Raw genomic sequence first — 24,325 nt, 5'->3', positions numbered from 1 at the left:
GAATGTCCAAGACGCTTCTTTTGATCGGCGCAACTTCCGATATCGGCCATGCTACGGCGGGCGCCTATGCCGCGCAGGGCTGGACCGTGCTGCTGACCGCCCGCAATGTGGCCAGCGCCGAGCGCAACCGCGCCGACCTCGCGGCACGAAGCGGCGGCGCGGTTTCGCTCCATATGCTGGATGTGACCGACAGTTCTAGCTTTGAGAGCTTCATCACCGGCCTGCCGGCCCTGCCCGACACCGTGGTGTGCGTGGTCGGCGAAATGGGTGAGCAGGAGCGCGCCCAGAGCGATCTTGATCATGCCGCCGTAGTGTTGCGGACCAATTTCGAGGGCCCCGCACTGCTGTTGGGTCTGCTGGCGCAAAAGTTCGAGGCGCGCGGCTCGGGCACGATTGTGGGCGTGAGCTCGGTAGCGGGCGACCGCGGTCGTGGCTCCAACTATGTTTATGGGGCGGCTAAGGCCGGGTTCAGCGCCTTTCTTTCGGGCCTGCGCAACCGGCTGTCGCAAACCGGGGTGCGCGTCGTGACGGTCAAGCCGGGCTTCGTGCGCACACGGATGACGGCGGGGATGAAGCTGCCGCCGGCGCTGACCGCCGAGCCCAAAGAGGTGGGCGACGCCATCCTGGCTGCGGCCGACGGCGCCCGGCCCCGCGACGTGATCTATGTGCGCTGGATGTGGCGCTACGTGATGATGATCATCACCGCCATTCCCGAGCCGGTATTCAAGAAGCTCCGGCTCTAGCATGGTGTCGGCGGCAAGCCATTCGCGGGGTGTGCTCGAACAAGAGCGCAGCCGCTGGCGTGCGCCGGCGCTGCTGATTTTCGGGCTGGGCGTTGTGCTGGCGCTTGTTCTCGCCTTGCCGGGGGAAACGATCGCGACGAGGGGGCTGGAGGACCTGTTTTCGATCCTCGACGGCGCTCATCGCATTGCCTGGGGCCAGGTGCCGAACCGGGATTTCCATTCCGCTTTGGGGCCGCTCGTTTATTACCTGCCCGCTTTTGGGCTTGGCCTGAGCGGAAGCTATGGCGCTGCCCTGCCAATCGGCATGGGGTTGCTGCTGGTGGTGGTCGCTGCGATCGCGGCGCATGTACTGAGCTCGCGGCTGCATCTGGCGCTGGCCCTGCCCTTTGCCGCTTTTCTGTTCCTGGTCCTGGCCGTGCCCATGCATTTGGGCGAAGGCGTTACGGCGCTGTCGTTCCTGTTCTTTCATAACCGCATCGGCTGGGTGTGCCTGGCGCTGCTGCTGGTGATGTATGTCGAGCCCAAGAAAGCCGTTGGTCGTGGCGTGGCGCTCGATATTGCCTGCGCCACGATCCTCGTCTTGGTGATGGTTTATACCCGCGCCACCTATGGAATGGTCGGTGGTGCGTTCCTGCTGCTGATGCTGATCACCGGCCGTTGGCGCTGGGCGGGTGGGGCGCTGCTCGGTACGCTGTTGGTTGCTGGCGGAATCGAGTTGGTGTGGCACGGCTCGGCCAGCTATGCCGGCGACGTGCTGATGGCGTTGCAGACCGGGGGCTGGTGGCGCGGAACGCAGGGTAGCATCATTGATCTGCTGCTCGGCAATTTCGCCGATTATCTGCTGTTTGGGCTGCTGGTGGCCCTGTTGTTCTGGCGGCGGTTCAACTGGCGCGACCTGTTGTTCTTTTTGTTCTGCGCCGTCGCCGGCTACTGGCTCATCAACCAGAGCGAGCAGCGCTGGGGCATCCTCACCCTCCATGCGGGGGCAGCGGTGGCGGCCGAATATCTGTTGCGCAACATGGCCGCGCGCGCTGGTCGCCCGGCCGGGGCCGTGGTGAACCCGCCCGGGGTCACGCTCTACTTTGCGGCCTTGCTGCTGCCCACCATCGTGCATTGCTCGACCGCCCTGCTGCTGCATGCCGGCACGGCCTTGGTCAATGGCGGGCAGGCCCTGGCCATTCCGCGCCTCGAAGGCGTGCGGCTGGCCAATCTCTGGACCAATGGCGATTTCAATGGCAGCACCTGGTATCTCGGCACCATCACCGATGGGCTGGCCGCGCTGGAGAACCTTCCGGAGCCAACGCAAACCGTTCAGGTCCTCAACACACCCAACCCCTTCTCGCTGGCGCTGAACTTGCCACCGCCGGCGGGCGACAAGCTCGATCTGCGCTGGAATGCAACGCTGAACGAAACCTTCCATCCGGCCCCGCAAGACCTCTTTGCCGATGCGGCCGTGGTGATGGAGCGGATCAGCGCGGGCGGGAGCGGACCTGTCGGCCAGCTCTACCTGCCCTATGTGACTGAAAACTATTCCCAGGTGGCGCAAACGCCGAACTGGCGCCTGTTCCGCCGCAACCCGGCGGATACCGGCATGCCAGCAGCTTCCGCCGACCCTGCCCCGCTCGCGCCGTGATGAGCGCCCGGGCCACTGCGGCTGTGCTTGCCGGCTTGTCGCTGGTTTGCGCGCTGTTGCTGGCGCTGCCCGCCCGCACGGTCACATCGGCCTATGTGAACGACCTGCTTCTGTTTCTTGATGGGGCACATCGGGTCGCCTGGGGGCAAGTGCCCAATCGCGATTTTCACACTGCGCTTGGGCTGCTGGCCTATTATATCCCGGCGGCAGGGCTGTGGGTTTCGGGGCAAATGGGCGGCGCCCTCCCCGTAGGGATGGCGCTGCTGATCGTGCTGTTTGTGCCGCTGCTGGTGCATGTGCTGGTTGGCCGCTTGCGTCCGGTGCTGGCCCTAGCGCTTGGCGCCTTCCTTGTCCTCGTGCTGGCGGCGCCAATCAATCTGGGGGACTCGCTCTCCTCGATCACCTTTGCGATGTATTACAACCGCATCGGCTGGGTTGCCCTGGCGCTGCTGGCGGTGATGTATCTGCGGCCGCGACCGCAAACCCGTCTCGGCATCTGGCTCGATGCCGCCACGGCCGCGATCCTTGTCGTGCTGCTGATCTATCTCAAGATCACCTATGCCCCCGTAGCTCTCGCCTTCGTGATTTTCATGCTGCTTGACCGCCAGCAATGGCGCTGGGCGGCGCTAGCACTGCTGCTGATTGCAGTGGCCATGGCGGTGGTGGAGCTGTTCTGGCGGGGCAGCTGGCTTTACCTCCAGGACCTGCTGGAAACCGCCCGGGTGAGCGGCCAGCGCGATCCCATGGGCTATGTTTATGCGCTGCTGCGCAATTTGTCCGACCTGCTGGTGTTTGGGATTTTAGCCGGGTTAGCCCTCACTCAGACGCGCAGCTGGCGCGACCTGCTGTTTTACATCTTCTGCTCGGTCGCCGGGCTGCTGATCCTGATGCAGAATGCGCATAACTGGGGCATCATCACCTTGTTCGCCGGCGCGGCGGTGGCCGCCGAAACCCTGTTGCGCGGCCTCGAGCAGCGGGGCCGCAGGCTGGCACTGAGCCCAGGCGCACCGCTGCTTTTCCTGTTCATGGTGCTGCCGGGGCTTGGCAGCCACACAGTCGCCTTGATGTCTCACTTCACCATGGCCGTTTCCGGGTGGGGACAACCGCTGGGCCTGCCCGGTCTGGAACAGGTGCGGTTCGGTCGCTTGTGGTCGCGCGGCGATCAGGGCTTCACCGAAAAATATATCGGCACCTTTGGCGCAGGAGCAGATGCGCTGGCGCAAGCAGGCGTTGTGCCCGAACGCGTGCTGGTGCTGGATTTCGCCAATCCGTTCTCGGCCGGGCTCAACCTGGCGCCGCCTAAGGGCGATCTTTCCTGGATGCATTGGGGGCGCAATATCAACGCGGCGGTCTTTGTGCCGCCTGAACAACTCTTCGCCGATGTGATGGTGGTGATGGTGCCTACAGTCGGCATTAATGTGGGGCAACTTGAGGGGCTCTACGGTGCTTATATCGCCCAAAATTTCGTCCTGGCCGGGCAAACCGAGCTTTGGCGAGTTTATGTCCGCCCGCCCCAGCCAGGAGCACCCGCATGACGCTTGCGTCCCCCAGCACCCAAGCACTTTCGCGGTGGCCCGGCACCATGACAACGGCGCGCCGGCTGGGCTGGGCAGTGCTCGCCCTGGGCGTGTTGTTTGCGGCCATGCTCGCCGTGCCGGGGCAAACGGCGACGAATAAATACGTCAACGACCTCTACATTTTCCTTGATGGCGCGCATCGGATTGTCTTGGGGCAAGTGCCCAATGTGGACTTCCACACCTCTCTTGGGCCGCTGGCCTTTTATCTGCCGGCGGCAGGACTGGCGCTGAGCGGCAGTTTGGGGGCAGCCATGCCGGTGGGCATGGCGCTGGTCGTGCTGATATTGGCCTGCATCGGCGCACCGCTGATCGCCAGCCGCATGCACCCCATCACCGGCATGGCCGCCGCCGTCTTCCTGCTCGCCGTAGCTGCCGTCCCGGTCAATCCGGGTGAAGCAGTCTCGGACCTGTCCTTTGCCATGTTCTACAACCGGATCGGCTGGTCGGCGCTCGGATTGTTGCTGGTGATGTATCTGCGACCATTCAATGATAGCCGGCAGCAGGCGCTGGTGGATGCCGCTTGTGCCGCACTGCTGGTGTTGCTGATGCTTTACACCAAGGCGAGCTACGGGCTCGTGGGCTTCGCCTTTTTGGTGTTCATGTTGCTCGATCGGCAACAACGAGGACGCATGGCGCTCGCCCTGGGGCTTTGCGCCATCTCTATCGGCGCGATCGCGCTGCTCTGGGGCGGCACTCTCAATCATGTCGCTGATCTGCAGCTCGCCCAGGAGGTCAGTGGTGGATTGCCTGAGCTACAGCGGCTGGCCGAAACCATGATGGTCAACCTGGCAGATCTGGTGGTGTTTGCGCTGTTCGCCGCCCTGCTGCTGTTGGCGCGCCGCCGTTTTCGCGACCTGCTGTTTGTTGGCTTTTGCGCCTCGACGGGCATTTTGATCATCGAGCAAAACTTCCAGATCGTCGGCATTCTGACGCTCGGGGCCGGTGCGGCGGTGATTGCCGAACTGCTGATGCGCGAGCCCAATTCCCAGCGCTACCCCGTCGCACTGAGCGGCGCCGGCGTACCGCTGCTGCTGGCGACGCTGCTGCTTCCAGTGGCGGTGCAAAATGTCTTTTCGCTTGGCGTCCATGCCGCCATGGCGAGCAGTCGTGCCGGCGAGCCTTCCCCCCTGCCCCAATTTGGCGGCGTCCGGCTGGTTCGCCTCTGGTCGGATGGCGCCTACCGCAACTTCGTGCGTTACCATGAAACTCTGCTGGATGGGGCCTTGGCGTTGGAGAGCCTCGACCGGCCGCTGCAGAATGTCCTGGCGTTTGACTTCGTCAGCCCGTTTGCAGCGGGACTGGATCTACCGGTGAGCCAAGGCGACAGCCCCTGGTTCCACTGGGGCCGAACGCTTGACCATGACCATTTTCCACCGGCGGCGGAGATCATGGCGGACGTCGAGATCATCATGGATCCAAAGACGCCGATCGAGCACTGGACCGCGGACGGCATGCGCGAGATCTATGCCGACTATATCGCGCAGAACTTCGAACTGGCGAGCGAGACCCGCCACTGGCGCGTTTATGTGCGGCGCGGAGCAGACTTGGTTTCTGTGCTGCCATCCGAAAACAGCAGCACTATCAAGCAAAGCACCAGTGCCCAGCCATAGGCCGAGCCCAGCGTGAATTGCAGCCATGGCTCGGCGCCGAAATAGCCAAGGATCTTGGGAACCGGGACGACCAGGAGCGCGGCCACGATCCACATCGCCCAATGCTGGCGATGTGCAACGATCACGGGCAGCAAGAACAGGGTGTAGTGGATCCAACCCAAAGGCGAGGCCAGAACTGCGGCGAGGAGCCCTAGGGCGCTGACCTGCATGATGCCGGGCCGACGGAACCACGCCCAGGCTGCGAGCGCGAGCAGCAGTGCGGCGCTGAGCGCTGTTCCCAGGAAGGGCACGCCGGCACGGGCGGTAAGCCCGGAGATCGAAGCATTGGTGAGGAAAAACGCCCGTTCCCCATCAGAAACCACCAACTCTAGCCATTGGCGGTAAATTTCAGGCCCATAGATGGCGAGAGGAATGGCGCTGATAACAGCGGCGGTAAAGACCGATACCAGGCTGGGCAGGCGCTGCCCCGACAGGAACAGCAGCACCGGCCAAACGAGGAAGTTGGGCTTCATGGCAATTACGAGCCCGATCAACACACCGGCCCAGATGGGTTGGTCACGATCCAGCAGCAGCCAGGCGCCAACCGCAGCCAGGACCAGCGGCACATAGATCTGCCCAAGGTAAAGCGTGTCCCAAAATCCAGCGAGCCCGAAGGCCCAGGCGACGAGGACGATAGCGCGCCAGTCCGGCGCATAGCGTTGCGCCAGCAGCAACACGGCGGCGGCATAAAGCGCAACTGAGATCCAGGACCAGACCCAGAGCGAGTGCTCGGGCGGGGCCAGATCGAACAGCTGGAACAGCAGCGCGGAAATGGGGGGATTCAAGTTCGGGTTCCAGGCTTCAAAGCCCGGAAAAACCACATGAGGGGTCAGCGGCGGATAAACGCCATAGGGATTGAGGCCCTGGGCTGCCGCGCGTCCGGACGCAACAAAGGCCCCGAAATCCCAGAGCCCGTGGGGCGGAAGCACGCGGCGAAGTTCGCCCGAGATCGCCCACAAGGAAAACGCGACCAAACATAGTGCCGCTGCCAAGGCCAGCAGACGGTAGGGAAACGCGGTGGACGTGCGCGCCTGCACCGGGATCAACGGAACACCTGCATAATCCTAACCCGAATAGATATACCGACGCGAACGAACCGCTTCAGGGCACAAGCCCGAAGCGGTCCTTGCTTGAGTCAGCCGCGTGCCATTATGGCGTGGCGGGAGCGGCAGGGGTAGTTGCTGGTGCAGCTGGGGTCGTGGTCGTGGGTGCTGCAGGGGTAGTGGTCGTTGCCGGTGCGGCAGGTGCCGTGGTTTCGGCCGGAGTGGTCGTCGTTCCGGTATTGGTGCCGGAATTATTCATCAGGAAGAGCGCGATGATAACCACCACGACTACGACGATGATGCCGATTATTACGTTCCTGTTCACAAGTAACCTCCATTTTGGCGCAGACTCAACTCGCCAGAGCCACATTGGCTCCCGGCTATAACCGGAATCAATTCCCCGCGATCAGCGGAGCGTTGAGCCGAGTTGTCCTTGGTCGCGAACATGCTCTTGATACGCATTTACCGCGGGGAACGGAAGGCGCTCTATGGCGTCGGTGAGGATAGATCAACCTCACGCGGCATAAAAACCACCATGCACCTGGTCTTGCTCGGCGACTCAATCCTTGACAACGGCGCTTATGTGGAACCCGCGGGCTCCGTGCTGGAGCAGTTGCAACAGGAAGTGGGCTCGAGCGCGCAAGTCAGTCTTCTGGCCCGCGATGGCGCACTGATCGCGGGCACCATTGAGCAACTTGCCCGCGTTCCCCGTGGTGCCACGCATCTGGTGGTCAGCGCGGGCGGCAATGATGCGCTGCGCCATACGGGCGTGCTGCTGGAGCGGGCCACATCGGTTGCACAGGCCTTGAGCAAGATCGAGCCGGTGCGGGATGGCTTTGCGAAGGGCTATCGAGCAATGCTCGACACCGCGGCCGGCCTGAAGCTGCCGATCGCGCTGTGTACCATCTACGATGTTCAGTTTGATGACCCCGTGCAGCGTCGCATGTCCAATCTGGCGCTGGGCCTCCTCAACGACGTCATCACGCGCGAAGCGGTTCGACGCCGCTGGCCCGTGATCGACCTGCGTGTGCTCTTCGATGCTCGCGGCGATTATGCCAATGCCATCGAGCCCTCGGCGGCGGGCGCCGGCAAGATTGCGTTGACCACGGCACAGATCGTGCGCAACCACGATTTTGCCGGACCGTCGGCATTTTATGGAGACGCACGCTAGCGCGGGTTGGAAGCGGCCTTCTCGCTCAGAATGGCAATTGCGCGCGAGGCCCGAAAATGCGCTATTGGAGGCACGCCGGCAACTGTCCGGCACCGGAACGCGGCATCATGCAGGCATGAGGCAAGGACGTTCCGATTTTCTGTTTTGGAGGACTTATGAACAAACTGGTTTTTGCTGCGCTGATCACCGGCGCACTTGCGGTGCCAGCTTTTGCTGCCGATTACACCATCATGGCGCCCGCGGCCCCAGGCGGTGGCTGGGACCAGACCGCGCGCGCCATGCAGGAAGCGCTGCAGTCCGACGGGATTTCGGGCAATGTGCAGGTCACCAATGTTCCCGGCGCCGGTGGCACGATCGGGCTGGCGCAGTTTGTCAACCAGTCGACCGGCAATCCCAACGCCCTGATCGTGGGCGGCTATGTGATGGTCGGCGCCATTCTCACCAATGCATCTCCTGTGACCTTGGAACAGGTGACGCCCATTGCCCGCCTTACCGGCGAGGCCGTCGTGGTGGTGGTGCCGGCAGCATCGGACTTGCAAACCATGGATGACCTGGTTGCCAAGCTCAAGGCCGATCCGGGCTCGGTGTCTTGGGCCGGCGGCTCGGCGGGCGGTGCCGATCACATCACGGCAGGGCTGATCGCCAAGACCGTGGGCGTGGATCCCACTGCTGTCAACTATATCGCTTATTCCGGCGGTGGCGAGGCTCTCGCAGCCCTCCTCGGCGGACAGGTCACCGTCGGCATTTCGGGCTACAGCGAATTTGCTTCGCAGATCGCGGCTGGCGAATTGCGGCTGCTGGCTGTATCGAGCGACGAACGCATCCCCGGCGTCGATGCGCCAACCCTGCGCGAAGCCGGTATCGACATGGCGCTGCAGAACTGGCGCATGGTTGCCGCCGCTCCCGGTATCACCGACGAGCAGAAGGCTTCCATCACCGCCGACATCGAAAAGATGGTGAACTCGCAGAGCTGGAAGACCACGCTTGAAACCAAGGGCTGGGTCGACACCTATCTCGCCGGTGACGAGTTCGCAGCCCAGCTTGCCGCCGATACGGCAGCGACCGAGGCCATCCTGAAAGACATCGGCCTGGTGCAATGACCTCTGGCGAACCCAATCTCTCGCGCCGCCCCGATGGGGCGGCGCTTGTCATAGCGGCGGTCCTTGCGGCGATTGCGGGGGTGATCATCTGGCAGACCAGCCAGATGCGCGTCCCGCCCATTCAGGCCAAGGTCGGACCGACCGTGTTCCCTTATGTAATTGCCGGTGGACTACTGCTGCTTTCGGCCGGGACACTGGTTGAGGCCATGCGGGGCAAGTTTCCTGCGCGCGACCGCGATAATTACGTGCCGATCCTTTGGATCGTTGGCGGCCTTGTGGCGCAGCTGCTGTTGCTGACCACTGTGGGTTTCTCCATCGCCACCGGCGTGCTGTTTGCCTTCACCGCCCAGGCATTCGGGCGCGGCCCACTCTGGAAGACCATCCCGATCGGCATCGTCTTTGCCTTTATCGTCTGGTTCATCTTTGCCAAAGGCTTGCAGTTGTCGCTGCCTGCGGGTCCGCTGGAACGCCTTATCCCCTGATCGAGAGCTGATGTAATGGATACTTTTGGTCTTTTGGGTGAGGGCCTGCTGGCTGCATTGCAGTGGCAGAACCTGCTTTATGCGCTGATAGGCGTGACCTTGGGCACCGCTGTGGGCGTGTTGCCAGGTATTGGCCCCGCGCTGACCGTCGCACTGCTGCTGCCGGTGACCTACAAGCTCGATCCTGCGGGATCGCTGATCATGTTTGCCGGCATTTATTATGGCGGCATGTATGGCGGCTCGACCACGTCGATCCTCCTCAACACCCCTGGCGAAAGTGCCTCGATCGTCACCGCGCTCGAGGGCAACAAGATGGCGCGCAAGGGCCGCGGCGGGCCCGCGCTCGCAACGGCCGCCATCGGCTCGTTCGTGGCGGGGCTGATCGCGACATTGGCGCTGGCCTTTGTCGCCCCCTGGGTGGTGAAATTTGCGCTGGCTTTCGGCCCAGCGGAGTATTTCGCGCTGATGGTGCTGGCCTTCATCACTGTCTCAGCGGCCTTTGGCGACAGCGCGCTGCGGGGGCTGACGGCGCTGTTTATCGGGCTGGGCCTCGGGGTGATCGGCATTGACCTGCAGACCGGGCAATCGCGTCTCGCCTTCGGCATCCCCGACCTCCTGGACGGCATTGAGGTGACCACGCTGGCCGTGGCTTTGTTCGCCATCGGCGAAACCCTCAAGATCGCATCGGATCGCTCGCAGGTGAACGAAGAAGTGCTCGCGGTCAAAGGTTCAGTCTGGATGACCAAGGAGGACTGGAAGCGCAGTTGGATCCCGTGGCTGCGCGGCACCGCAATCGGCTTTCCCATAGGCGCCATGCCGGCAGGCGGGGCGGATGTCGCAAGCTTTTTGTCCTATAGCGCGGAAAAGAGCTTTGCCAAGCGGCCTGAAGAGTTCGGCCAAGGCGCGATCGAAGGCGTCGCCGGGCCGGAAGCTGCGAACAACGCCTCGGCGGCGGGCACGCTCGTTCCCCTGTTGACGCTCGGCTTGCCGACCACCGCGACGGCCGCGATCATGCTGGCCGGTTTTCAGCAGTTCGGGCTGCAGCCAGGGCCGCTCCTGTTCACCAGCAACGCGTCGCTGGTGTGGGCGCTGATCGCGAGCCTCCTCGTCGCCAATTTCATGTTGATCGTGCTGAACCTGCCGCTGATCGGCGTGTGGGTGCGGCTGCTGACCATTCCCAAGCCCTGGCTCTATGGTGGAATTTTGGTATTTGCGACGCTCGGAACGCTCGGCGCCAATGGCGGCATATCCGGGCGGCTAGGGCCAATCAGCTATTCATTCGAGTTGCTGCTGTTATTGGCGTTCGGGATCCTCGGCTATCTGCTGCGGCGTTTTGGCTATCCGATCGCACCCGTGGTGGTCGGGCTCATCTTGGGGCCGATGGCGGAACAGCAATTGCGGCGCGCATTGGCAATCAGCCAAGGGGATCCCCTGGTGCTGTTCCACTCCCCCATCGCGATAACGCTTTATGTCGTGGCCTTGTTGGCAGTCGCCCTGCCCTTTTATCTGCGCTGGCGCGGGCGCGGGCAGATGCTGAGCCAGCTAGCGAGCGACGAGGACTAACCGGCACAGAGTGCCAAACAAAAAAGCCCGGACAACCAAAGGTCGTCCGGGCTTTTCAACGTTCTCAGGCAATTCATCGGGTCGCGGGAGGGAGGCGCGCCCCTGACCCTTGCGGGTTAGAACTTGCCGACAGAACGGAAAGCGGCCTCATCGATGCCGAGCGTACGAAGGTGCCGGGCCTTGGGCTGACGTCCTGCCTCGACTGCCGCCGCTGCGGCAGCAGCGCTGCCAAAGACGTCGGCGATGGTGCCAAGGGTCGCAAACAAATTCTTGCTGCGCAGGGTGCTCATGATCGGGTCCTCGTTCAAGCCCGACACATCGCCGGGCCGCTTTCATGACCTCAAGATGGTCCCGAGGGACCCGATGTACCAGAGCCAAAGGGGCATTCCAGCCATGCGCGGGGATCAGCCCTGCCAGCTCTCTCCCAGCTAAACCGCCGTATTTGGCACCCCTTCAAGCCGAGACATGCGCCAGGCGCATTGCTCCATTACCGACCCGCGAACAACTGCCAACCGGTTCGTGCCGGTGCGGGGAGACGCAATCGGTTACGGGACACCGGCCGGTGCCTGGTCTTGCTCCAATGGAATGGCCTATTGGTGAGTTCGTGCAGAGCGCGCAAGGTCGCTGCGGCCGACAAGAGCCAATAGAACGGCAACAAGAGTTGGACCAGCAGCAGGTCGTCGCGCTCGAGGCGACGCAAGCCCGCCCAAGTGGTCGCGACCGCACTGCCATAACCGAGCGCGAAGATCCCCAGATAAAGCAGGGACCAAAAATCCCAGCCGCTCGCCCAAGGCGAAACCCCCAGCAGCCAACGCGCGAGGAGGGTTGCGAGCAGGCCCACATGCAGGAGGGGCGCGATGATCATGCTCAGGATCATGAGCTCGAAGGCGAGCGTTCGGCCAAGGCCGGCATGGCGCAGCAAGAGTCTCGGATCGCGATTGTGGACGATGAAGGTCTGCATCCAGCCTTTCATCCAACGCGAGCGCTGAGCCATCCAGGTGCCCAACTGTGTGGGAGCTTCTTCAACGGTGCCGATATCGATGGTTTCCACCGCGTGATGCAGTCGCGCCAGCCGCATGCCGAGATCGGCATCCTCCGTGACATTGAACGCGTCCCAGCCGCCCATGCTTCGGAGGGTATCAACTCGAAAGTGGTTGGAGGTGCCACCCAGTGGCATCGGCAGACCCCAGCGCGAGAGCGCCGGCAACACAACGGTAAATAGTCCCGCATACTCGCCGGCAAACAGTGCCGTCAGCCAGTTCTCGGTGCCATTGTCGATCACCAGCCGCGCTTGCACGCATTGCAGCTGCGGTGCATCGCGGAAGCGGTGGGCGACGCGCCAGAGCTGGTCGGGATGAGGCGTATCCTCGGCGTCAAAGATCACCACAAACTCCCCCCGGCACAGGGGAAGGGCGAAATCGAGCGCCTTTGGCTTGGTCCGCGGCGCCGCGTCAGGCACGGCAACGAGGGAAAACTGGGGGTGGTGCAGTTGGGCCTGCACTGCCTCCACAGTTGTGGTCGAACTGGCCTCCACGACGAAGATGATATCGAGCTTGTCGGGTGGATAGTTGAGCGCAGCCATTGCCTCGGCAAGTTGCGGCACCATCGCGGCTTCATCGCGGAGCGGGATCAGCACGGAATAAACCGGCAGATCGGCGTCATTGCCTCGTTCGCTTGATTGGGGTGCCTCGTGGGGCGTTACTGCAAGGGCAGCGATCCGCACCAGGGCGGGAACCACCAGCATCAGGATGGCGAACGGCAACAAGTAGAGCTGACTGACATAGGGCGCCATCAGCACTAAGGCCACCAGCATCACGACACCCAGCACGAAGGCAGAGCGCGCACCGGCGGTCAGCTCCAGCTGGGCTGCCGCACGCGGCCAGCGCCGGCTCAGGTTCTGCCGCGCGCTGTCGATCAGCGCCCTGCCCGCACCACGCACGAGGTAGCTGCGCAAGCTACGCTCAGGGACGAGACATAAATAACGGGCCAGTTCGGGATGCTGCCGCAGCGCGGCTTTGAGGCGTAAAAGCCCCAGGAAATCGGGGGCGCAGAACGCTACATCTCGGTCCAGCACCTTGAGGCGTACCAGCCGGACGTCCCGGAGAGCCTCCAGGCGCAACGGTTGCAACTGACCTTCAAGATGGCTTGGCACCTTGGGGTAAAAGGCCAGCCCTATCCACGCGGCGGCACGCTCCATAAGCGCGGCGTCGCTGACGCCCAGCACCGTGGCGCAATAATGCAGCGGATCAACCTCTCGCTCCAGCGCCGTTTCGAGAATGGCCCGGGCCATGCTCGCATCTAAACAGGCATTGCCGAGCACCTGCCCGATCAGTTCCACAGCATCGGACATCTCGGTCGCCGCCCCAGCCCCTAGGGGTTTATACTGGCACAGGAGCAAAGCAACGCAAGCTGCATCTGCGTAAAAAGGTTTACGCAGCAAAATGCCGCCACCCCTTGAGGGGCAACGGCAATAGCCAAATACTTCAAGGATACTTAGTGCTTGGCGTCAAACTGGTGCGGATTGAAGCGATAGGCGGTCGAGCAGAACTCACAAACCACTTCGATCTCACCGTCTACTGCCATCTCCTGACGCTCCTCGGAGGAGAAACTATTGGCCAGCATGTCCTCGATGCGATCGGCAGAACAGGTGCAGCGCTCGACCATGGGCAGCGGGGAGAACACCCGCACTCCGGTTTCATGGTAAAGTCGGAACAGCAGCCGCTCGGGCGAAAGATCAGGATCAGCCAGCTCCACGTCTTCAAGGGTCGTCAGCAACGTCTTGGCTTCGTTCCAGCCGTCCGGCTCCTCGAAGTCAGGATCGGCAGTCTCTGGATTGTCCCAATTGCCATCGCCCGGCAGGTCAGCCATCACCGACATGCCGGTTTCGGGCAGATGCTGGATCAGCATGCCGCCGGCACGCCAATGAGGGCGGTGATCGCCCTTGCGGGTGAACTCGGCAACCGCTAGGCGCACCATGGTGGGGATCTGCTCGGACTGCATGAAGTAGGTATGCGCCACTTCCTCGAGCGAGTTCCCGTCGAGTGCAACAATGCCCTGATAGCGCTCGGTATGCGGGCCCTGGTCGATGGTCATGGCAAGATGGCCATGACCCAGCAACTGGCCGGGCTGGAGCTTGCCTTCTTCGGCAGCCTTGGTGAGCGCTTCGCGGTCAAAGCGCGCATAGCCACGCAGGCCGTCAGGCGCATCGAAATCGACAACGATCAGGTTCACCGGGCCATCGGTTTGGGTCTGCATGATGAAGCGACCCTCGAACTTCAGCGAGGAGCCAATCAGTGCTGCCAGCACCACCGCTTCACCCAGGAGGCGGGCGACCGGGGCCGGATAGGCGTGGCGCGACAAGATAGTGTCGAGAGCATCCCCCAGGCGCACGGATCGACCACGGGTGTCGAGCTTGTCGAGCGTAAATGGCACCACGGCGTCGTCCCCGGTTTCGGGCCGGTCCAGCCCCAGGGATGACATCAGGTTCTCAGTGGCAGCAGTGTCCGTCATTGGCTTAAACTTTCGCATGGCTGGAAACCCAGGACAGTCAACCCGAACCGGTCACTGTTGTCACCGCCACCAACCCTCCGGGTCGGCAACTCAGTTCTCAATGGAGAACCGGAACAGTGCTTTGCGCATAATCCGGCCCGGCCGGCAGCACGATTTCAGTTCGTTTCGACCCCGAAGGCCCAGCACAGAATGGCTTTTTGCGCGTGGAGGCGATTTTCAGCCTCGTCCCACACAACTGACTGCGGACCGTCGATCACGTCGTCGGTCACTTCGTCGCCGCGGTGGGCAGGCAGGCAGTGCATGAACAAGGCGTTCTTGTCTGCCTGCGCCATCAAATTGGTGTCCACGCGGTAAGGTTTCAAGACCCGGCGGCGCTCGGCAGCATCGGTATCGCCCATGGAAACCCAGGTATCGGTGATCACCAGATCGGCGCCTGCTACGGCCTCGCGGGGATCCTCGATGAGATTGACCCAGGAACCGGCCTTCTTGATGTCTTCCATCAAGTCTTTTTCGGGCCAATACTCGTCGGGCACCGCGATGGTCAGCTCGCATTCAAACAGTTCGGCGGCGTTGACCCATGAATGGAGCACATTGTTGCTGTCGCCCACCCAGGCGATCTTGGCGCCCTTGATGGGACCGCGATGCTCTTCAAAGGTCATGAGGTCAGCCATGATCTGACAGGGGTGAGCGCGGCGCGTCAGACCGTTGATCACGGGTACGCTCGAGCCTTCGGCCAGTTCCACGAGGTCGGCATGGGACAGGATGCGGATCATGATGGCATCGACATAGCGGCTCATCACCCGCGCAGTGTCCTGCAGCGTTTCTTCGCGCGACAGCTGCATTTCCTGGCCCGAGAGCATCAGGGTTTCACCCCCGAGTTGGCGCATGCCGACATCAAAGGACACGCGGGTGCGGGTAGATTGGCGCTCGAAGATCATGGCCAGCACCTTGTCCTTGAGGAGCTGGGGGCGATCGCCCTGCTTGAGTCGGTCCTTAAGGGAAACAGCGGCGTTGAGCATGCCCCGCAGCTCGCCATAGGTGAAGTCGTCGATATTGAGAAAGTGTCTAGTGTCGCCGGTCATGTTAGCTGGGTCCGGTTGTTCTTGGCTGCGATGCAGCGATTAGTTCGTTTCTGTCTGGATGGCCTCGAGGGCGGCAGCGATCTTGCCCACCGCTTCTTCGATATCAGCCTCGGTCACGATCAGAGGGGGCAGGAGGCGCAGCACATTCTCGCCGGCGCCGATGGCTAGCAACTGGTGATCGCTCCGGAGGCGCTCGACGAAGTCGCGCACCGGGGGGGTGATCTTGATGCCAGCGAGGAGGCCCTTGCCGCGGAGTTCCAGGACCTGGTCGGGAAAGCGTTGTGCCAGTTGCTGCAGATGCCAGGCGAGGCGCTGGCCCATCTGGTCGACATGCTCGATGAAGCCGGGCTCAAGGATACGGTCGAGCACGGCATTGCCCACCGCCGTGGCGAGGGGATTGCCACCATAGGTGGAGCCATGGGTGCCAGGCACCATGGAAGCCGCGACATCACCCTTGGCAAGACAAGCGCCGAGCGGAAAGCCGCCGCCAATTGCCTTGGCTACGGCGACGATGTCGGGCGTAATGTTGCTCCACTCAAAGGCAAAGAACCGGCCAGTGCGGCCATAGCCGCACTGCACTTCGTCGAGCACGAGCAGCATGCCGTGCTCATCGCACAGCCGGCGCAAGCCCTGCATGAATTCAGGGGTCATGGCAGAAACGCCGCCTTCGCCTTGAACCGTCTCGATGAGAATGGCGCAGGTCTGCGGCGTGATCAGCGCCTCCACCGCAGCCAGATCACCGGGAGCGGTGTGCTTGAAGCCAGGGACCGGCGGGCCGAAGCCTTCGAGATAGTTGGGATTGCCGCCAGCGGCGATGGTGCCCAGGGTCCGGCCGTGGAAAGAGCCGGTAAAGGCGATGATCTCATAGCGATCGGTTTCGCCCTTGGCCCAGAAGTAATGCCGCGCGGTCTTGATCGCGCATTCGAGGGCCTCGGCGCCCGAATTGGTGAAGAACACAGAGTCCGCGAATGTGGCCTCAACCAGCCGTTGACCCAGCCGCTCCTGCTCGGGAATAGTGAACACATTGGAGGTGTGCCACACCTTCTCGGCCGCTGACTTGAGCGTTTCCACCAGATGGGGATCGCCATGGCCCAGCGCATTGACCGCGATGCCGGAATGGAAATCAAGATAGGCCACGCCGTTCTGGTCATACAGGCGCATGCCTTCGCCTCGCTCAAAGGCGAGACCGGAGCGGGCATAGGTGCCGTAGAGCGCAGACATGGTGGTGCAATCCTTCTTGGTCGGCGAGCAATGGGCGGGAGCGCAGCAATTCTGCAACTACGTCCCCGAAAAAATCAAAAACGCGCCATAATCTGCAGCGCGTCGCGCGGCCAATTGAGCCGTTTCGCGCACCAAAGTCAATGTGGCCGCCGGCAAGTGCCTGATTTGACTCAAGCTTTCTTTACCCCTTCTTAACCATTCATTTTCCGGGGAAAGTGGCTGGGGACTCTTGATCCCGATTCCGCCGATAGCGTACTCTCTGACCTATCGGGAGCACGATATCTCGTGTGGCGGACCCGCTAGACATACGAAGTGTAGACGACCACGACTGCCGGAGCTTCTGGCGGGACAATGAAGGATTCTGCTTTGACAATGGTTTCGGAGACACAGCCACAAGGCTGGACAGACGACCGCGTGGAGCTCTTGAAGAAGCTTTGGATGGAAGGTTTGAGCGCCAGCCAGATCGCTGGCGAACTGGGTGAAGGGGTCACCCGCAATGCGGTGATCGGTAAGGTGCACCGGCTCAAGCTGTCGGCCCGCGCCAAGCCCACCAACACGGCGGCCCGCTCACGGCCAGCCCCCCGCCCGGCACCGCGCCGGATGTCTTCCCCTTCCACTGGATCGTCGAGCCCGATGACGGCCGCGGCAGCTTCCTCCAAGCCGCGCCAGATGGCGAGCCGGCCCCAGTCCATCGGCGCTACCGCACTGGCGGTGAGCCCGGAAATGGAAAGCCAGCTTTATGTGGCGCCCGCGGCGGCTGAAATCTTCATCCCCGAAGACAAGCGCCTCAGCCTGCTGCAGTTGAGCGAGCAGACCTGCAAGTGGCCAATCGGCGACCCACTGGCCAAGGATTTCTACTTCTGCGGCGGCCACGCCCAGGAAAGCGGCCCCTATTGCGAGTTCCATTCGCGCCGGGCCTACCACCAGATCGACAAGAAGCGCCGCTGAACAGCGTCGCGACGGCGGGCGCAACGGCGCCCGCGCCCGGTGATAAGGCCTGGGCGCGCGGTTGAGGCTGCCTGGTAACCGCAGTTTTCCAGAGGCCAACGCCTCAATCCCTCTTTGCCAGAACCTAGTCCCTGCCCCGATTTCAGGCGGACAGACCTCACATCACGCCAGGTGTCAGGGCAGCAGCACGTCTACCCGCATGCCTTGGCCCAATTCGCTGCGGATGCTGAGTTGTCCGCGATGGCGGCTGACGATGTGCTTGACGATCGCTAGGCCAAGCCCGGTGCCCTTCCGCTTGCGGCTGGTTTCGGCATCGATGCGATAAAAGCGCTCGGTCAGGCGCGGCACATGCTCGGGCGGCACGCCGGGCCCATGATCCACAACGCTGACCATATGGGCAAAGCCAAGCTTGTTGGCGGGCAGCAGGACGACCTCCACCGTTTTACCGCCCGAGCCGTATTTCAGCGCATTATCGATGAGGTTCTCGAACACCTCGTAGAGCTGACCGCGATCGCCAATGGTTCGGGCGGGTCCTTCGGGCAGGCTGAGGACGATGTCGAGCCCGGCCGCTTCGGCCTGGGTTTGCAGCCCGTCGCGGACCTCGCGCAACAAGCCGGCGAGTTCGATGGTCCCTGTTGGCCTGATATGCTGGTGCATCTCAATGCGTGAAAGCGAAAGGAGGTCATCGACAAGCTTGCTCATGCGATCGGCCTGGCCGCGCATGATGCCAAGGAACCGCTCGCGCGCAGCCGGATCATTGGCTGCCGGGCCAAGCAGGGTGTCGATGAAGCCCAGCAGCGATGCCAAGGGCGTGCGCAATTCATGGCTGGCATTGGCGATGAAGTCGCTGCGCATGGCATCGACGCGCTTAAGTTCAGTCAGGCTCTGCACCGTCATGATCAGTTGCTGGGAGTGCTCGCCGGCGCGCAGCAGGGGCGCAATCACCACTTTGTCCCAGGTCTCGGAGGGCAACGTCTCGTGAATCTCGATGGTTTGAGCACGGCCGGTCCGTTGCGCCGCTTCAACCGCTTGCACCAGTTCGGGGTTACGCAGGGCCAGGGTCAATCGCTTGCCCACGGAAATCGCTGGAAAGCGGCGCTGCGCAGCGCCATTGGCGTGAACCAAGGTCGCGCGTGCATCGAGAACCAGGCAGGGGTCGACCAGCGCATCGGCAAAGGCGGCTACAGCAGCGTCGTCTTCCGCGGCTTGCGCAGCCAATGCAACGCTTGGGGCTGTTATCAAATCCGTCGGTCGCGCCGCGATGGGGAGACAAAGAATGGTTGCCGCCAGCACGGCAAAACCTAAACAGGCGCCCCACCAGGTCAACCCGCACCAGGTTACCAGGGCCAGCAGCACGCCCGCCACAACCACCAGCAGAATAGCGGGCACAGGTAATTTCGGCGCGGCCACTGTGCCAGCTGAAAGAACAGTTTGAGGAATGTTGGCGTCGTCCATTGGCTTTGGAGTACCGACCGCCCAAGTTTGGCGGCTCTTGCGTGCTAAATAATCTCTATAACACGGTCCACGTGACAGCGGAGCGACAAGATTGAGCGATCCATTCGACGACTTCGATATCGACAATCCCAAACTGCCAGAAGCGATCAAGAAGAACGCGATGCGCTCGGGTGGATACCCCTATGCCGACAAGCTCGACCTCGAGATCTACGAGGCGGAGATGTATGAACTCCAAAAGCAATTGGTGCTGCTGCAGGCTCATCTGCTGACGACGGCCGAGCGCGTCATGCTGGTGTTCGAGGGACGCGACGCGGCGGGCAAAGGCGGCACGATCAAGACTTATCTTTCCAATCTCAACCCCCGACACAATCTGATTGCGGCACTGCCCAAGCCCAATGATCGGGAAAGGACGCAGTGGTACTTCCAGCGTTATGTGGAATGGATGCCAGCGGGTGGCGAAACCGTGCTGTTCGACCGCTCCTGGTACAACCGGGCGGGGGTCGAACGGGTAATGGGCTATGCCACGCCCAAGCAAGTGGAGCACTTCCTCCAGGAAGCCCCCGAATTTGAGCGCCGCATCACCGATGACGGCATCCATCTGTTCAAGTTCTGGCTCTCGATCGGCCGGGAAATGCAGCTCAAGCGCTTTCACGACCGCCGTCACGACCCGCTCAAGGTCTGGAAGCTTTCGCCGATCGACATCGAAGCTTTGGGACGCTGGGAAGCCTATAGCGGGGCGCGAGACGCCATGTTCGAGCATACCGATGTGCCCCACGCCCCCTGGATGGTGGTGCGCTCCAATGACAAGCGCCGGGGACGGCTCAACCTCATCCGCACGGTGCTGCATCGGCTTGACTACGCCGGCAAGGATGTCGATGCGATCGGGCCGATCGATCCCCTGCTCGTGATGGACACCAAGTCCTTCATGGCCCTGGTGGACCAGCACTGATGGTTCAGAGGAATTCGGCGGTCGCTGCGTTGACAGCTTGCCCGAGGCTGGGGTTAGTGCGGCTCGCGAGCGGACCTGTTCGGGGGCAAAGTAGTGGTATCGTCCGATAAGGCCGTGGTGGTCACCAATGCGCGGGGCACATCGCCCTTCGTGATCGTGTGCGACCACGCTTCCAACCGCATTCCCGAACGCTATGGCGATCTTGGTTTGTCGCAGGTCCAACGGCTGAGCCATATCGCCTGGGATCCGGGGGCACTTGCCGTCAGCCGGGCCTTGTCCGACGCGCTCGACGCGCCCCTCGTGCAATCAACGGTGTCGCGGCTGGTGATCGACTGCAATCGCGCGCTCGATGCACCCGATTTGATCTGGACCTTGTCGGAAGCAACGCCGATCCTGGCCAATGGGAATTTGGATGAAGCCGAGCGGCAATTCCGGATCAGCCACTTCCACCAGCCCTATCACGCCTCCATCCACACCTTGCTGGAAGCGCGACGCCATGCCGGACGGGAAGCGGTTCTGGTTTGCGTGCATTCCTTTACCCCCGTTTACCACGGGGTAGCGCGACCTTGGCCCATCGGGTTGATCCATGGCAGTGACCAGCGCTTCACCCGGGCGCTCTATGACGCGCTCAAGGCCGAGGATCCCGAACTCAATGTCGGCTGGAACCTGCCTTATGCCGCCCAGAGCGGTGTGACCCTGACGCTGGAACAGCATGGCGACGGCCGGGGGCTTGAGTCCACGATGATCGAAATCCGCCACGACGAGATCCTCGAAGTGGCTGGCGTGCAGTTCTGGTCAGAGCGGCTGGCCCGCTGCTTGGTGGCAGCGCGCCAGCGGCGCAAAGGTGCGGTGCGCGGCTAGGCTAGCGGCTCAGCCTCGTACCACCTCGGCGACTGTCTGGGCAGCGCCGATTTCGTAGAGGCTGTCGAGATGAGCGAGCACTGCCGCACGGAACGCGGCATTGTCCGGCAGGTCGGTGCCGAACACCTCGCTGAGAGCGACCAGACCATCGAACAGCGCTTCGGGATCATCACCGGCATCAGCCGCGATCGCCATCATTCGCATGGCGAGCGGATCGCGCACATCGATGCTTTCGCCGCTTTCATCCACACCTGTGACATAGCGCATCCAAGCCGCAACCCCGAGCGCGAGCCGGGTGAATGGCTGGTCGGCCGCCAAGCGGTCGCGGATAGTGCCAAGCAGGCGCTGGGGCAGTTTCTGGCTGCCATCCATGGCAATCTGCCAGGTCCGGTGCTGCAAGGCCGGGTTGCTGAACCGCTCGAGCAACTGGTCGCGATAGGCGCCCAGATCCACGCCCGGCATGTGGAGCGTAGGCATGACTTCCTCGGTCATCAAACCACGGATCAGCGCGGCGAAAGCCGGATCGCCGACGGCGTTTGCGACATATTGGTGGCCCGCCAGAAAGCCCAGATAAGCCAAGGTAGAGTGGGAGCCGTTGAGCATGCGCAGCTTCATGCGCTCGAAGGGCTCGACGTCCTCGGCAATGGTAGCACTCGCCCGCTCAAACTGGGGCCGGCCAGCCGAGAAGCTGTCCTCGATCACCCATTGGGTGAAGGGTTCGGTCATGATCGGCCAGGCATCGGCAACGCCGGTCGCCGCCTCGATCATGGCGCGATCGGCGTCAGTCGTCGCGGGCACGATGCGGTCGACCATGGTGCTGGGGAAGCGCACATTGTCCTCGATCCAGCGCGCCAGTTCGGCGTCGCGCAGCGCCGCAAAGCGGGTGATGATGCGGGCGGTGGTGTGGCCATTGGATGGGAGATTGTCGCAGCTCATCACCGTGAACGGGGGCAGCTGCGACGAGCGGCGACGGGCCAGGGCTTTCACGATGATGCCGGGAGCCGAGCGGGGTTCGCTGGGATGGGCCAGATCGTAAGTGATGTCGGGATGATTTTCGTCGAGCTCGCCGGTGGCCGGGTCGTGGCAATAGCCTTTCTCGGTCACTGTCAGCGAAACGATGCGGATGGCAGGAGAGGCCAGGAGCGTCAGCAATTCCTCGCGCTGGGTGTTGGCATCCATTACGCTGAGGATCGAGCCGATGATGCGTGTGCTGGTGCCCGCCACGTCGCGCACGGCAACCGTATAAAGCCCATCCTGCGGCCCGAGTGCATCCTTGGTGTCGGGGCGGCGCAGGCTCGCGCCCACAATGCCCCAACTCGGGTCCTGAGCTAGCAGATCGTCGACATAGACCGCCATGTGGGCCCGGTGGAACGCGCCGATGCCGAGATGGACAATCCCGGGTGTCACCGCACCTCGATCGTAATCGGGCACACGGACGCCTTGTGGCGGATTGGCGAGCAAGGAAGCGTTCAGACGCGGCATCGGCAAGTAAACTCCTGTAAGCGGGCGCACCATAAGCAGCTTCGCGCTTGTATGGAAGATGGAGTTGAGCGCTTTCCAGCGGTGAAGCTGTCGCAGCCGCCCTTGCGGGGCGCCAGGCTTTTCGCCCATAAGCGAAGCCACAACAGGAGGGTTCAGCCTTGAGCAAGCGCTTCGTGAGCATCGGAGAATGCATGATCGAGATGAGCGGGGGCGAGGACCGGCAATACCGGCTCGGCTATGCCGGCGATACGCTCAACACCGCCTGGTATATGCGTGCGCTCCTTGAGCCTGAGTGGTCGGTGGACTACTTCACGGCGCTCGGCGAAGACCGCTATTCCGCCGATATCCGGGCGTTCCTTGAGCAGCACCGCATCGGCACCCAGCATATCGGCACGATCAAGAACCGGCGCCCGGGGCTGTATCTAATCCATCAGGAAGGCGGGGACCGGCACTTCACCTATTGGCGCGACCAATCGGCAGCGCGACTATTGGCCGAGGACAAGGGTGCTCTCCACGCCGCGCTCGAGGGCGCCAGCATGGTGTATTTCTCCGGTATCACGCTGGCCATCCTGCAGCCGCGGGCGCGGGGCCGCCTGCTGGGGGCTGTAGTGGCGGCACGTGAGGCGGGGGCGACTGTCGTGTTCGACACCAATCTGCGCCCGGCGCTGTGGACCAGCCAGCGCGTGATGGCGTCCATGCTGACGGCGGCCGCAAGCCTTTGCGACATCGTCCTGCCCACTCATGGCGACGAAGCGCCGGTGTTCGGTGATGCCAGCGTCGAGGAAACGGCAGAGCGCTATCTCGAGCTTGGTGTGGGAGAAGTGGTGGTCAAGGATGGTGGCAACCCCGCCCTGGTGGCGACGGCCAGCGAGCGGGTGAAGGTCGCGCCACCGCCGGCCGGGAGCGTGGTTGATGCGACGGGCGCAGGGGATTCGTTCAACGGCGCTTATCTCAGCGCCCGGCTGGCCGGCAAGGGCCTGCAGGAGGCGGCAGAGGCGGCGCACCGGGTCGCTGGCATTGTGATCGGGCAGAAGGGGGCGCTGGTCGACCCGGCGCTGCTCAGCTAGGTGCGGTCGCGGTCTTCGGCCTGGTAGGTCGCGCGGGTTGCAGCTTCCGTGACTGCCTTTTCGCCCGAGCTGCGATTGCGGTTGCGCATGATGCCGAACACCACGGCGAGCGCGAGGGCGATGACGCCGATGGTGAGCAGGATCAGCCAGATGGATGGGCCGGATTGAACTTCCATTATCGATCTCCTTTTGCGCTCAACGGAGCGAGGGAGAGCATGGTTGCGCTAAAACCTGCGATCACCCGCTTCGGCCATGTAGTGCTCTTCCTCGGGGGTGCTGGTGCGGCCTAAGGCCTTGTTGCGGAAGGGAAAGCGGCCGAAGCGCTCAATGGCGTGCAGGTGATCGAGCATGAACTGCAGCTGCTCGGGATCGCCCAGTGCCTGATAGAGGCGAACCCCTTCATGCTGGATGATGATGGACTCCGAATGCATGAAGGGCAGGTAGAGAAACGGCCGCCGGATGGCTTCCACGGCATGGTCGGCATCTAGCGCCAGGGCTTCTTGCGCCAGAGCTAAGGCCATGGAATCCCAGGCGAAAGCCTGGCCAGTGCCGCGATGAAGCTGGCGCGAGAACTGGTCGAGCACGATGATCTCGGCGAGGCGCCCGGCGGGGCTGTGCCGCCAGGTCCAGGCTTCTGCCTTGCCGACCCGGGCGTGGGTGTCGGCAAAGCTCTCGCTGAGGGCAGCATCGAACTCGGGCTTGCCGCCAAACCAGTCGTCCGGGCCATGGTCGACGAACCAGAATTGCAGCACGTCATCGGCGTTTTTCATGGTTCTGCCACCTTGATGA

The 24,325-nt window shown here is 62.8% G+C and carries 23 protein-coding genes; 12 read left to right on the top strand and 11 right to left on the bottom strand.

Going from position 1 to position 24,325, the window contains the following annotated elements:
- The first annotated feature begins 2 nt into the window (after positions 1–2).
- The 4 genes from HRQ64_RS05050 to HRQ64_RS05035 are packed head-to-tail and all read left to right on the top strand — an operon-like array spanning position 3 to position 5,563.
- Positions 3–743 (top strand): SDR family oxidoreductase, encoded by a 741-nt coding sequence (locus tag HRQ64_RS05050; protein ID WP_172122449.1) that lies wholly within the window; start codon positions 3–5, stop codon positions 741–743.
- Between the two features lies 1 nt (position 744).
- Positions 745–2,376, top strand: a complete 1,632-nt coding sequence (locus tag HRQ64_RS05045) for a hypothetical protein (RefSeq protein ID WP_172122448.1) — start codon at positions 745–747, stop codon at positions 2,374–2,376.
- The gene (locus tag HRQ64_RS05040; RefSeq protein WP_172122447.1) at positions 2,376–3,911 is read left to right on the top strand and encodes a hypothetical protein; all 1,536 of its coding nucleotides are present in this window, start codon (positions 2,376–2,378) and stop codon (positions 3,909–3,911) included. Before HRQ64_RS05045 ends, HRQ64_RS05040 begins: the two co-directional genes overlap by 1 nt.
- Entirely contained in the window at positions 3,908–5,563 is a 1,656-nt protein-coding gene (locus HRQ64_RS05035; protein ID WP_210258510.1) for a hypothetical protein, read from the top strand. Before HRQ64_RS05040 ends, HRQ64_RS05035 begins: the two co-directional genes overlap by 4 nt.
- On the opposite strand, the gene HRQ64_RS05030 is transcribed toward HRQ64_RS05035, so the two are convergent.
- A complete protein-coding gene (locus HRQ64_RS05030; protein ID WP_349236732.1) occupies positions 5,476–6,639 on the bottom strand; it encodes a glycosyltransferase family 87 protein in 1,164 nt (387 codons plus the stop codon). The genes HRQ64_RS05035 and HRQ64_RS05030 overlap by 88 nt on opposite strands.
- A gap of 112 nt (positions 6,640–6,751) precedes the next feature.
- Complete coding sequence (locus tag HRQ64_RS05025) at positions 6,752–6,970, bottom strand: hypothetical protein (RefSeq protein ID WP_127752029.1); 219 nt, start codon at positions 6,968–6,970, stop codon at positions 6,752–6,754.
- A 108-nt stretch (positions 6,971–7,078) separates the two neighbouring features.
- On the opposite strand from HRQ64_RS05025, the gene HRQ64_RS05020 reads away from it, so the two are divergent.
- The 4 genes from HRQ64_RS05020 to HRQ64_RS05005 all read left to right on the top strand — a co-directional run bounded on the left by HRQ64_RS05020 (position 7,079) and on the right by HRQ64_RS05005 (position 10,961).
- Positions 7,079–7,816, top strand: a complete 738-nt coding sequence (locus tag HRQ64_RS05020; protein ID WP_172122445.1) for an SGNH/GDSL hydrolase family protein — start codon at positions 7,079–7,081, stop codon at positions 7,814–7,816.
- Between the two features lie 155 nt (positions 7,817–7,971).
- On the top strand, positions 7,972–8,916 hold the full coding sequence (locus tag HRQ64_RS05015; RefSeq protein ID WP_172122444.1) for a tripartite tricarboxylate transporter substrate-binding protein: 945 nt from the start codon (positions 7,972–7,974) through the stop codon (positions 8,914–8,916).
- Positions 8,913–9,398, top strand: a complete 486-nt coding sequence (locus tag HRQ64_RS05010) for a tripartite tricarboxylate transporter TctB family protein (RefSeq protein WP_172122443.1) — start codon at positions 8,913–8,915, stop codon at positions 9,396–9,398. The genes HRQ64_RS05015 and HRQ64_RS05010 overlap by 4 nt, the downstream gene beginning before the upstream one ends.
- A gap of 15 nt (positions 9,399–9,413) precedes the next feature.
- Positions 9,414–10,961: a tripartite tricarboxylate transporter permease gene (locus tag HRQ64_RS05005; RefSeq protein ID WP_172122442.1), complete on the top strand. Its 1,548-nt coding sequence runs from the start codon at positions 9,414–9,416 to the stop codon at positions 10,959–10,961.
- Positions 10,962–11,077: 116 nt separating this feature from the next.
- Here the strand turns inward: HRQ64_RS05005 and HRQ64_RS05000 are convergent, their stop codons facing one another.
- From HRQ64_RS05000 to HRQ64_RS04980, 5 genes are all read right to left on the bottom strand, one after another.
- Entirely contained in the window at positions 11,078–11,251 is a 174-nt protein-coding gene (locus tag HRQ64_RS05000) for a hypothetical protein (protein ID WP_164854717.1), read from the bottom strand.
- Positions 11,252–11,448: 197 nt separating this feature from the next.
- Positions 11,449–13,311, bottom strand: a complete 1,863-nt coding sequence (locus HRQ64_RS04995; protein ID WP_172122441.1) for a glycosyltransferase — start codon at positions 13,309–13,311, stop codon at positions 11,449–11,451.
- Between the two features lie 143 nt (positions 13,312–13,454).
- Complete coding sequence (locus HRQ64_RS04990) at positions 13,455–14,441, bottom strand: Hsp33 family molecular chaperone (RefSeq protein WP_248305311.1); 987 nt, start codon at positions 14,439–14,441, stop codon at positions 13,455–13,457.
- Positions 14,442–14,626: 185 nt separating this feature from the next.
- A complete protein-coding gene (gene argF, locus HRQ64_RS04985; RefSeq protein ID WP_172122440.1) occupies positions 14,627–15,553 on the bottom strand; it encodes an ornithine carbamoyltransferase in 927 nt (308 codons plus the stop codon).
- A gap of 39 nt (positions 15,554–15,592) precedes the next feature.
- Positions 15,593–16,774 carry an aspartate aminotransferase family protein gene (locus HRQ64_RS04980; protein ID WP_172122439.1) on the bottom strand — a complete coding sequence of 394 codons (1,182 nt, stop codon included), beginning with the start codon at positions 16,772–16,774 and terminating at the stop codon, positions 15,593–15,595.
- Positions 16,775–17,146: 372 nt separating this feature from the next.
- Here HRQ64_RS04980 and HRQ64_RS04975 point away from each other — a divergent pair, with 372 nt between their 5' ends.
- Positions 17,147–17,722 carry a GcrA family cell cycle regulator gene (locus HRQ64_RS04975; protein WP_282567795.1) on the top strand — a complete coding sequence of 192 codons (576 nt, stop codon included), beginning with the start codon at positions 17,147–17,149 and terminating at the stop codon, positions 17,720–17,722.
- A gap of 174 nt (positions 17,723–17,896) precedes the next feature.
- Here the strand turns inward: HRQ64_RS04975 and HRQ64_RS20440 are convergent, their stop codons facing one another.
- Positions 17,897–19,111, bottom strand: a complete 1,215-nt coding sequence (locus HRQ64_RS20440; RefSeq protein WP_172122437.1) for an ATP-binding protein — start codon at positions 19,109–19,111, stop codon at positions 17,897–17,899.
- 157 nt (positions 19,112–19,268) lie between these two features.
- Here HRQ64_RS20440 and ppk2 point away from each other — a divergent pair, with 157 nt between their 5' ends.
- Together ppk2 and HRQ64_RS04960 are read left to right on the top strand one after the other, a co-directional pair.
- On the top strand, positions 19,269–20,126 hold the full coding sequence (ppk2, locus tag HRQ64_RS04965; RefSeq protein ID WP_348983126.1) for a polyphosphate kinase 2: 858 nt from the start codon (positions 19,269–19,271) through the stop codon (positions 20,124–20,126).
- A gap of 93 nt (positions 20,127–20,219) precedes the next feature.
- Positions 20,220–20,987: an N-formylglutamate amidohydrolase gene (locus HRQ64_RS04960; protein ID WP_349236670.1), complete on the top strand. Its 768-nt coding sequence runs from the start codon at positions 20,220–20,222 to the stop codon at positions 20,985–20,987.
- Positions 20,988–20,996: 9 nt separating this feature from the next.
- Here the strand turns inward: HRQ64_RS04960 and HRQ64_RS04955 are convergent, their stop codons facing one another.
- On the bottom strand, positions 20,997–22,469 hold the full coding sequence (locus tag HRQ64_RS04955; RefSeq protein WP_172122436.1) for a mannitol dehydrogenase family protein: 1,473 nt from the start codon (positions 22,467–22,469) through the stop codon (positions 20,997–20,999).
- A gap of 158 nt (positions 22,470–22,627) precedes the next feature.
- On the opposite strand from HRQ64_RS04955, the gene HRQ64_RS04950 reads away from it, so the two are divergent.
- Positions 22,628–23,536: a sugar kinase gene (locus HRQ64_RS04950; protein WP_172122435.1), complete on the top strand. Its 909-nt coding sequence runs from the start codon at positions 22,628–22,630 to the stop codon at positions 23,534–23,536.
- On the opposite strand, the gene HRQ64_RS04945 is transcribed toward HRQ64_RS04950, so the two are convergent.
- Complete coding sequence (locus HRQ64_RS04945) at positions 23,533–23,712, bottom strand: hypothetical protein (protein WP_172122434.1); 180 nt, start codon at positions 23,710–23,712, stop codon at positions 23,533–23,535. The two genes, HRQ64_RS04950 and HRQ64_RS04945, sit on opposite strands and share 4 nt — an antisense overlap.
- 48 nt (positions 23,713–23,760) lie before the next feature.
- On the bottom strand, positions 23,761–24,306 hold the full coding sequence (locus tag HRQ64_RS04940; protein ID WP_172122433.1) for a DUF924 family protein: 546 nt from the start codon (positions 24,304–24,306) through the stop codon (positions 23,761–23,763).
- Positions 24,307–24,325: the final 19 nt, after the last annotated feature.

Origin of the sequence: Devosia sp. 919 (assembly GCF_013185965.1) — a bacterium.
GTDB lineage: Bacteria > Pseudomonadota > Alphaproteobacteria > Rhizobiales > Devosiaceae > Devosia.
This window is presented reverse-complemented; position numbering and strand designations above follow the sequence as displayed.

Bases quoted from the DNA above. Each gene is read 5' to 3' on its own strand.
- HRQ64_RS05015 (WP_172122444.1), top strand. From the start codon at position 7,972: ATGAACAAACTGGTTTTTGCTGCGCTGATCACCGGCGCACTTGCGGTG.
- HRQ64_RS05000 (WP_164854717.1), bottom strand. From the start codon at position 11,251: ATGAGCACCCTGCGCAGCAAGAATTTGTTTGCGACCCTTGGCACCATC.
- HRQ64_RS05005 (WP_172122442.1), top strand. From the start codon at position 9,414: ATGGATACTTTTGGTCTTTTGGGTGAGGGCCTGCTGGCTGCATTGCAG.
- HRQ64_RS04940 (WP_172122433.1), bottom strand. From the start codon at position 24,306: ATGAAAAACGCCGATGACGTGCTGCAATTCTGGTTCGTCGACCATGGC.
- argF (WP_172122440.1), bottom strand. From the start codon at position 15,553: ATGACCGGCGACACTAGACACTTTCTCAATATCGACGACTTCACCTAT.
- HRQ64_RS04945 (WP_172122434.1), bottom strand. From the start codon at position 23,712: ATGGAAGTTCAATCCGGCCCATCCATCTGGCTGATCCTGCTCACCATC.
- HRQ64_RS04990 (WP_248305311.1), bottom strand. From the start codon at position 14,441: ATGTCATCCCTGGGGCTGGACCGGCCCGAAACCGGGGACGACGCCGTG.
- HRQ64_RS05050 (WP_172122449.1), top strand. From the start codon at position 3: ATGTCCAAGACGCTTCTTTTGATCGGCGCAACTTCCGATATCGGCCAT.
- HRQ64_RS05010 (WP_172122443.1), top strand. From the start codon at position 8,913: ATGACCTCTGGCGAACCCAATCTCTCGCGCCGCCCCGATGGGGCGGCG.
- HRQ64_RS05040 (WP_172122447.1), top strand. From the start codon at position 2,376: ATGAGCGCCCGGGCCACTGCGGCTGTGCTTGCCGGCTTGTCGCTGGTT.
- HRQ64_RS05045 (WP_172122448.1), top strand. From the start codon at position 745: ATGGTGTCGGCGGCAAGCCATTCGCGGGGTGTGCTCGAACAAGAGCGC.
- HRQ64_RS05035 (WP_210258510.1), top strand. From the start codon at position 3,908: ATGACGCTTGCGTCCCCCAGCACCCAAGCACTTTCGCGGTGGCCCGGC.
- HRQ64_RS04995 (WP_172122441.1), bottom strand. From the start codon at position 13,311: ATGTCCGATGCTGTGGAACTGATCGGGCAGGTGCTCGGCAATGCCTGT.
- HRQ64_RS04955 (WP_172122436.1), bottom strand. From the start codon at position 22,469: ATGCCGCGTCTGAACGCTTCCTTGCTCGCCAATCCGCCACAAGGCGTC.
- HRQ64_RS04980 (WP_172122439.1), bottom strand. From the start codon at position 16,774: ATGTCTGCGCTCTACGGCACCTATGCCCGCTCCGGTCTCGCCTTTGAG.
- HRQ64_RS04975 (WP_282567795.1), top strand. From the start codon at position 17,147: ATGGTTTCGGAGACACAGCCACAAGGCTGGACAGACGACCGCGTGGAG.